The 8314-nt window shown below is 57.4% G+C and carries 9 protein-coding genes; 5 read left to right on the top strand and 4 right to left on the bottom strand.

Annotation, left to right across the window (positions count from 1 at the left end; translation table 11 throughout):
- Positions 1-195: 195 nt before the first annotated feature.
- Complete coding sequence (locus AC2LB6_RS24300) at positions 196-603, top strand: DUF6515 family protein (protein ID WP_490095438.1); 408 nt, start codon at positions 196-198, stop codon at positions 601-603.
- 66 nt (positions 604-669) lie between these two features.
- On the opposite strand, the gene osmE is transcribed toward AC2LB6_RS24300, so the two are convergent.
- On the bottom strand, positions 670-1005 hold the full coding sequence (gene osmE, locus AC2LB6_RS24295) for an osmotically-inducible lipoprotein OsmE (RefSeq protein WP_010245718.1): 336 nt from the start codon (positions 1003-1005) through the stop codon (positions 670-672).
- Between the two features lie 279 nt (positions 1006-1284).
- Here osmE and AC2LB6_RS24290 point away from each other — a divergent pair, with 279 nt between their 5' ends.
- The 4 genes from AC2LB6_RS24290 to cho all read left to right on the top strand — a co-directional run bounded on the left by AC2LB6_RS24290 (position 1285) and on the right by cho (position 5309).
- Positions 1285-2487 (top strand): multidrug effflux MFS transporter, encoded by a 1203-nt coding sequence (locus tag AC2LB6_RS24290; RefSeq protein WP_490095437.1) that lies wholly within the window; start codon positions 1285-1287, stop codon positions 2485-2487.
- Positions 2488-2605: 118 nt separating this feature from the next.
- Entirely contained in the window at positions 2606-3430 is an 825-nt protein-coding gene (gene nadE, locus AC2LB6_RS24285; RefSeq protein WP_490095436.1) for an NAD(+) synthase, read from the top strand.
- Between the two features lie 60 nt (positions 3431-3490).
- A complete protein-coding gene (yddG, locus tag AC2LB6_RS24280) occupies positions 3491-4381 on the top strand; it encodes an aromatic amino acid DMT transporter YddG (RefSeq protein ID WP_490095435.1) in 891 nt (296 codons plus the stop codon).
- A gap of 67 nt (positions 4382-4448) precedes the next feature.
- Positions 4449-5309: an excinuclease Cho gene (gene cho, locus AC2LB6_RS24275; protein ID WP_419138025.1), complete on the top strand. Its 861-nt coding sequence runs from the start codon at positions 4449-4451 to the stop codon at positions 5307-5309.
- A 73-nt stretch (positions 5310-5382) separates the two neighbouring features.
- Here cho and spy read toward each other — a convergent pair whose 3' ends face one another.
- The 3 genes from spy to astB form a co-directional block, all read right to left on the bottom strand.
- Complete coding sequence (spy, locus tag AC2LB6_RS24270; RefSeq protein ID WP_490095434.1) at positions 5383-5877, bottom strand: ATP-independent periplasmic protein-refolding chaperone Spy; 495 nt, start codon at positions 5875-5877, stop codon at positions 5383-5385.
- Positions 5878-6185: 308 nt separating this feature from the next.
- Positions 6186-7181: a succinylglutamate desuccinylase gene (astE, locus tag AC2LB6_RS24265; RefSeq protein WP_490095439.1), complete on the bottom strand. Its 996-nt coding sequence runs from the start codon at positions 7179-7181 to the stop codon at positions 6186-6188.
- A gap of 50 nt (positions 7182-7231) precedes the next feature.
- A partial coding sequence (gene astB, locus AC2LB6_RS24260) for an N-succinylarginine dihydrolase (protein ID WP_490095433.1) occupies positions 7232-8314 on the bottom strand: 1083 nt, incomplete at its 5' end.

Below are 8314 nucleotides of genomic sequence, written 5' to 3'. Positions count from 1 at the left end.
CCGTTAATCTGCTCTAAACCTGGCGCGCCCGCGCCAGGTTATTCCTGCCCCTCTTCTCCATAATCTTCCCCATTGATGGCGACGCCGTTAAGAAAGCGTTAAGCATGGTAAACAGGCGAAAAATCGGCGCTTTAGTGCTTGTCTTTGCCCGGTAAAAGGCGAATTCTGCATCCAGTCTTATGAGGAGAACACCGGATGAAAAAGATAATCGCCTCGCTTCTGACGCTGACGCTTCTGACACCCGCTCTGGCTTTCGCCCATCCAGGCGACTGGGGTCCGGGATGGGGTCGACATGGCGGACCCGGGCCACACTGGGTCGGTCCGGGACCTCACTGGGGCGGACCTGGGCCGATTCGCTTTCTGCCTGAGGCCGCAACGGCGGTGCTGATAGGCGGACTGACCTACTACCTGCTGAATGGCAGTTATTATCAGCGCCACGGCGATGAGTATGTGGTGGTAGAGCCGCCAGCAGAGTCGCGGATCAGCAGTGAAATGCGGGTGCTCGACTTTAACGGCAAACGCTTCTATGTGCAGGCGGGTCACTTCTACCAGCGGCAGATAGATGGCGATTATGTTGAGGTGACGCGCCCGGCAGGATTGTAGTCAGCGCCATAACGAAAAACGGCCCGTCATGATGACGGGCCGTTTGCTATTCAGAGGCGCTAAAACTTACTGCTGAACCTGCGGATCGGTATCATATTCCGCACAGCTCTGGAAGCCGTAGTTCATCACACGGCCGGTGTCGTTGTAGCTCACGAAGTAAGTCTGAGCTTTACCGTCGCGCTGGCCCAGAACATAAGTCTGGCAGGTGCCGCGCGCGTGAACCATGGTGATTTCAGTAGAAGGTGTACCGGCGATCTGACGAACCTGATCACGGGTCATACCCTTTTTAACATCCTTTACCACTGGCTTAGTCACGTAGCTTTCCGCACGATCGTAAGTCGTACAACCAGACAGTGCAGCCAGTGTCAGCGCCGCAGCGATACATCCCATCACTTTATTCATCTTGTTGTTCCTCATTGATTGTCCATGTGGAAACAAGCCTGGAACATAAATGCTGATTTATCAAGTTTATGAGGAACAATTAGTGGCCGGGCAAATGTCAGGATTTCGTAAATAAGGCTGTTTTACTGTCAACGCAGCCGTATACTTCCTGGCAAAACAGGTCCAGAAAGCGACACGATTTCAGCCATTGCACCCTCAATCGGCACAGGGGCAGAACGTTGTAGTTATCGCCTTACCAGACTCTGTTCTTCACCCCATCGCTGACTATTCCGAGGAACAATGACCCCTGCTCACTCCAACCGCCTGGTTTATGCCATTACGCTGGGCCTGCTGGCCGCACTCGGTCCGCTCTGCATCGACCTCTATCTGCCTGCTCTGCCGCAGATGGCGCAGGATCTGCACACTGAAACCGCCACCGCACAGCTAAGTCTGACCGCCGGTCTGCTGGGTCTGGGCTTTGGTCAGCTGCTGTTTGGCCCGATGAGCGATAAGTTCGGCCGCCTGCGTCCGCTGACACTATCGCTGGTGTTGCTGTTTATCGCCTCGATGGGCTGTGCGCTGGCGCAGGATATCCACCAGCTGCTGGTGGCTCGGCTGTTCGAAGGGTTAGCGGGCGCGGGTGGCGCGGTGCTGTCACGGGCGATTGCACGTGATATGTACAGCGGTCATGAGCTGACACGCTTCTTCGCACTACTGATGCTGGTCAACGGTCTGGCACCGATTGGCGCGCCGGTACTGGGCGGCGTGCTGATGACGATAGTCGACTGGCGCGGCATCTTCATGGTGCTGGGCGGCATTGCTATTCTGCTGATCCTGCTGGCGCGCTGGAAGCTGCATGAAACCCTGTCCGAAGAACGCCGCAGCCAGGGATCCCTATTTTCCGCTTACGCCGCACTCGGCCAGGTGGTTACCCATCGCCCCTTTATGGGCTTCTGCCTGACCCAGGGCTTTATGATGTCCGGCATGTTCGCCTATATCGGTGCCTCGCCGTTCGTGCTGCAACAGCTCTATGGTCTGTCGCCTCAGGCCTTTAGCTTCTGCTTTGCGGCCAACGGATTTGGCCTGATCATTGCTTCACAGACCAGCGCCCGCCTCTGTCCTTTGTGGGGCGAATATCGGGTACTGAAAGGCGGACTGACGCTGGCCTTTGTCGCCTCCAGCCTGCTGCTGCTGGCCGCGCTGTTCCATGCACCGCTCGCGCTGCTGCTGGTGGCGCTGTTCTTTACCATCGCCAGCAACGGCGTCATCGCCACCACCGCCTCGTCACTGGCGATGCAGAGTCAGGGCCATCGCGCTGGCAGCGCCTCGGCAGTCATTGGCGTCACCATGTTCACGCTGGGCGCGATTACCGTGCCAATCACCGGCATTGGCGGTACCTCGGTACTCAGCATGTGTGCCACCATTTTTGGCTGCTTTATGATGGCGATTCTGATGTTTAACGTGCTGGCGAAAAAACCGCAGCCGCAGGTAAAAACTCACTGATTTCGCAACGTTTAGCGGTAATCAGTTGCCGCTTAAGCTTGTTGTTTTCACGAAGGCGCGTTAGCTTTACTAAAACGTACGCATCGAGCCGACAGGCCACTGACCTGAGGAGAAGTTCATGTCACTGCAGCAGGAAATTATTGAAGCACTGGGTGTGAAGCCCACTATTGACGCCGACCAGGAAGTGCGCGTCAGCGTCGATTTTCTTAAAGCCTATCTGAAACGTCACAGCGGACTGAAAACGCTGGTGCTGGGGATCAGCGGCGGTCAGGATTCAACACTGGCGGGCAAGCTGGCGCAAATGGCGATCAGCGAACTGCGTCAGGAGAGCGGTGACAACGACTACACCTTTATTGCCGTGCGTCTGCCGTATGGTGTGCAGTCGGATGAGCAGGATTGTCAGGACGCGCTGGCCTTTATCAAACCCGACCGTTCACTGGCGGTAAATATCAAAGAATCCGTGCTGGCCAGTGAGCGCGCGCTGAAAGAGGCCGGTATTACTTTGTCCGATTTCGTGCGCGGCAATGAAAAAGCGCGCGAGCGAATGAAAGCGCAATACAGCATCGCCGGCATGACCAAAGGGGTGGTGGTCGGCACGGACCACGCGGCTGAAGCGGTCACCGGATTCTTCACCAAATATGGTGATGGCGGCACTGACATCAACCCGCTGTTCCGCCTGAACAAGCGTCAGGGCAAGCAACTTCTGAAACACCTTGGCTGCCCGGAACATCTCTATCTGAAGAAACCGACGGCCGATCTGGAAGATGATCGTCCAGGCCTGCAGGATGAAGTGGCGCTGGGCGTCACCTACGAGATGATTGATGACTACCTGGAAGGTAAAAGCATCAATCCTGACAGCGCACGCATCATCGAGGGCTGGTATCAGAAAACCGAACACAAACGTCGCCCGCCAGTCACGGTATTCGACGACTTCTGGAAGTAATCCCGCGCCTCCTTTGCCCCGGCAAGGGAGGCTTCACCCCTTCACTTTGTTGATCCCTGCATGCCTGCCACCGTTTCGCGCGCCACTCTCATCGGGCTTATTGCCATTCTGCTCTGGAGCACCACCGTTGGACTGCTGCGCAGCGTCAGTGAAGCCTTTGGCGCCACCGGCGGCGCGGCGCTAATCTACACCACTACGGCGATCCTGCTCTGTCTGACCCGCGGACTGCCCAGACCTGGCGCGCTGCCCGCTCTCTATCTGTGGCTGGGCGGTGCCCTTTTTGTCGGCTATGAAATCTGTCTGGCGCTGGCTATCGGGCTGGCCAGCGATCGCAGCCAGTCGCTGGAGCTGGGGATGATTAACTATCTCTGGCCCTGCCTGACCATCGTGCTGGCGATCCCGTTTAATCAGCAGCGTTTCCGCGTCTGGCTCTGGCCCGGACTGCTGCTGTCGTTGCTGGGAATCGTCTGGGTGATGAAAGGTAGCGGCAGCGGTTCGCCCGCGCTGCTTTGGCAGAATATACTGCGCAACCCTGTCGCCTATGCACTCGCCTTTATCGCCGCCCTGACCTGGGCGCTCTACAACAACCTTACCCGCCGCTTTGCCCGGGGTTCGAACGGCGTTACGCTGTTTTTTATCCTGACCGCGCTGGCGCTGTGGCTGAAATATGCCCTGAGCGGTCATCCGGTGCCGATGACGTTCGCGCGGGTACCGCTGCTGGAGGTACTTTTTGTCGGACTCTCCACCGCCATCGCCTATTCCGCCTGGAATCACGGGATTCAGCAGGGCAATCTGACGCTGCTGGCCACTGCCTCGTACTTCACGCCGGTGCTCTCGGCCCTGCTGGGATCGCTGTGGCTCGGGTTGACGCCGCCGCTAGCCTTCTGGCAGGGCGTTGCGATGATCACCCTGGGCTCGCTGATCTGCTGGCTGGCGACACGGCGTCTTTAACCAGATGGCTGGCGATCATTTGACCCGCCTGTTATGCTGTATGGACAACCAGTAAGTGGAGTCCATTTTGGTCAGACGTGCTGCCATTCTTCGCCCCGAACCCGACGCGAATGCAATTTATCAATATCCCGAACACCTGCGTGAATGGCTGGAAGGCCTGCCGAATCATCCTGGCGTCTATACCTTTCATGGCGAAAGTGAGTCACTGCCGCTCTATATCGGTAAAAGTGTCAATCTGCGTTCGCGAGTGATGTCCCATTTCCGCACCCCGGACGAGGCGAAAATGCTGCGCCAGTCGCGGCGTGTGAGCTGGATCCCCACCGCAGGCGATCTCGGTGCGCTGCTGCTGGAAGCGCAGATGATCAAAACCCAGCAGCCGCTGTTTAATAAGCGACTGCGCAAAAACCGCCAGCTCTGTTCGCTACAGATTACCGACGGTAAACCGAATGTGGTTTACGCAAAAGATCTCGATTTCAGTCAGTCACCCAACCTGTTTGGTCTCTATCGGAGCCGCTTTGCCGCGCTGGAACGCCTTAAGCAACTCGCGGATGAATATCAGCTCTGTCACGGCCTGCTGGGTCTTGAAGCGCTGAGTGCGGGGCGCGGCTGCTTCCGCTCGGCTCTGCGTCGCTGCGCCGGAGCCTGTTGCGGTAAAGAGCCGGTCAGCGATCATCAGGATCGACTGCTGGAAGCACTGGAAAACGTGCGGGTCTTCTGCTGGCCGTGGCAGGGTGCCGTAGGTCTGGTGGAGGAAGGCAAAGAGATGACGCAGATTCATGTCATCGACCACTGGTTCTATCTCGGTTCGGTGAGCAGCATGGATGAGGCCAGAAAACTGCAGCGGCCCAAAGGCGGTTTTGATCACGACGGCTATAAAATCCTCTGCCGCCCGATTCTGTCGGGTGCCTACCCTATTCTTCCGCTATAAAAAAACCGCCGACGCTGCCCACTCACTTTCAGTGGACAGCGTCGGCGGTCTCAGACCGTTAGCTTAACGAATATTATTCAGCCGGTTCTGCTGACGGCGCCATTTTGCCCTCGTGCGGGCCTTTCTCAGTCAGACGCTTTTCAAAGTTCGCGTTGTACTGTTTCTTCTGCTCTGGCGTCAGCACGTTATAGAGTTTGTTCTGGGTTTCCAGCATCTTCAGCGCATGCTCTTTCGCATTGGCGGACATCTTCTCTGCCTGCGCTTCTGCTTTGCTCTGGTCGAAGCTGTCAGACGCAATAATGTCGTGAGCCGCACGACGCTCGTCCAGTGACGGACGTTTCATATCTTTGTGGCTCTCTTTCATGATGTCGCGCATCTGAGTTTTCTGCGCTTCGGTCAGGTTCAGACCTTTAAACATCATTTCCATGCCGTGGCGCATTGGCGGTTTGTGCATCGCCTTTTCGCTGCCCGCTGGCGGTGGAGTCAGGTTATCTGCTGCTGCATGGACGGCGCTGGCTGCACCAAACGCCAGCGAAGAAGCCAGTAAAAGGGAAGTCAGTTTGCGCATAATAGTGTCCTTATGATTCATGATAATGACGACAGCACTCTGTCGCGTCTTCGGAAACAAGCATACGACGCTGAACGTCAACTACTCAGAGCCTGAGTAAAGCCGTGAAAGCATAAAAGATAAAAAACGGGCAATCATGAAGAGAATAAGAAGAAAGGCGTGAGGAATTGAAAAAGTTTATGAATTTAAAGCGAATTTGGCAGAAATCATGGAGGATTGTAATGGTTACGACAGGAAAGCGGAAGGCGATCTCCCGCTTTTCCTGTCGATTTTTTAGCGCCGATGGCCTGCGCCGGTGAGATCAGGCATCAGACCGGCAGCGCCTGGGTCTGTTCACCCTCTTCAATCAGCATCAGTCCGGCACGCAGCCCGGCGGCCACGTTGGGATTGGGGAACAGCACATATTCCCGCGCCTGCTGCACGTAATAGCGTGTGTCACCATCTTCCGCCAGCAACGCCCCCTGTGGAAACGCGGTAAAGTTCAGCGTTTCCGGCGACATGTTCAACGTGAAGTGCTCACTCAGTCGGGTGATCTGCTGCGCAACCCGATAGTGACGTGGTTTCACCGTCGCCGCAGGCATCGCTTCGCCGTAGAGTAAAGAAGCCAGTGCCTGCTGCGCCGCGCTGAACTGGCTGAGATCGTTCTCGCCAAACGGCAGCGCTTTGCCCAGTTCAAGGGTACAGCTGGCCGCACCGAAGTGCTCGCAGCTGAAGTGGGTGAAGGTGCCGCCCGGCGCGCGATGGAACACCAGCGCTTCCAGCCCGGCAGCGGCCAGCCAGTCAAGAAACGCAGGCGGCCAGGGGCGCTCGTTATGCGGCATCACGCCGAACCGAGGATGATAAGAGCCGCGAATAGCGGTATGCATGTCGAGATGCCAGCGCGTCTCATCGCACTCGCCCAACTGCCAGAAGGTCTCCAGCGCCTGCTCCAGACGCAGCACGCGGCGGGCCTCATCGCCATCATCAATATGCTGCCAGCGTCCGCCAAAAAGCCGGTTAATGTCATAACGCACAAAGCGCTTACCGGCGCGCAGCGCTGAGGGATTGCCCAAAATCACCAGCATGCGCTGCTGTAACGGCTTTTCGCCGCGCAGGAGCGGATTAACCAGCTGATTCATGATTTCCACCGGGGCCGTTTCATTGCCATGGATCCCGGCAGAGAGCACCAGCGCCTGTTTAACCGGCACTGTCGGCTCCATCAACAGTATGCCGTGATACAACCACTGCCAGCGAAGATGCGCCGTTTCACCACTACGCTTATGCGGCACCTCGCCGGAAAGCGTTTGCTGTAAAAAGTCCTGCATCATTCCTCCTTTGCGCCCTGAGCAGACGGCAGACTGTGCTGCCCCCTGCTTCACTGCTGAAATGCGTATACATTTCCTAAGTCTAGCAGCTTCGTCAGTTCATCCAGCGCCTCGCGTCCCTCACGCAGCAACTGCGGGTCGACCAGATCGGCCTGCGTCAGGCGATCGCGGTAATGACGGTCAACCCAGCTATTCAGTGTGTTGAAGAGCTTATCGTTCATCAGCACCGCCGGATTCACTGCCTGCTGCTCCTCTGGCGTCAGCACTACCCGCAAACGCAGGCAGGCTGGGCCACCTCCGTTATACATGCTTTCGCGCAGATCAAACACCTTCAGGGCTTTCAGTGGTGAGTCACCCTCGACCTGTTCGCACAGGAAACGCCAGACACCCGGATGCTGACGTGACTCTTCCGGCAGCACCAGCATCATCGTGCCGTCGGGACGGCTCAGCAGCTGGCTGTTAAACAGATAGGTCTCAACCGCATCTTTCACCGAGACCCGATCTGCCGGCACTTCCAGTGCTACAAAACCGGGAATGCGCGCCCGAAGCTGCGCCAGCAGTTCAGGCTGATCGACGAAGGCGTGCTGATGACAGAACAGCATCTGCTGGTTGCTGACCGCAATCACATCGTTATGAAACACGCCCTGATCGATCACCGCAGGGTTCTGCTGGGCAAACAGTACGCTTTCGGGTGAGAGCTGATGCAGACGAGCAACCGCCTCGCTTGCTTCTCGGGTCTGCCGCGCCGGATAGCGCTGCGGCGCTTTGCCCTCATGGCTGCTGTCGCGACCATAGACAAACAGCTGCACGCCACGCTCGCCATAGGCCCCGCCGAGACGGTTGTGGTTAGCTGCCCCTTCATCACCAAACATCGCCACCTGCGGCAGCGCATCGTGTACGGCAAAATGGCGATCGTCGCGGAAGATGGAACGCAGCAGCCACGCGGTTTCTGGCGCTTCCATCGCCCGGTGAAATTTGTTGTTCAGGTTCGCCACCGTCAGGTGAACCCGGCCATCCAGGCTGTCTGCGGACGGCGAAACCGTGGCCGCATTGGCGACCCACATCGCCGACGCGGAACTGACGGCGGAGAGTAATCCCGGTGCGGTTTTCCCGGCTGCCGCCAGCACCTGCTC

Source organism: Pantoea sp. RCC30.1 (genome assembly GCF_058148845.1).
Note: the sequence above shows the minus strand (reverse complement) of the source record. Positions and strands in the feature narration are given on the sequence as shown.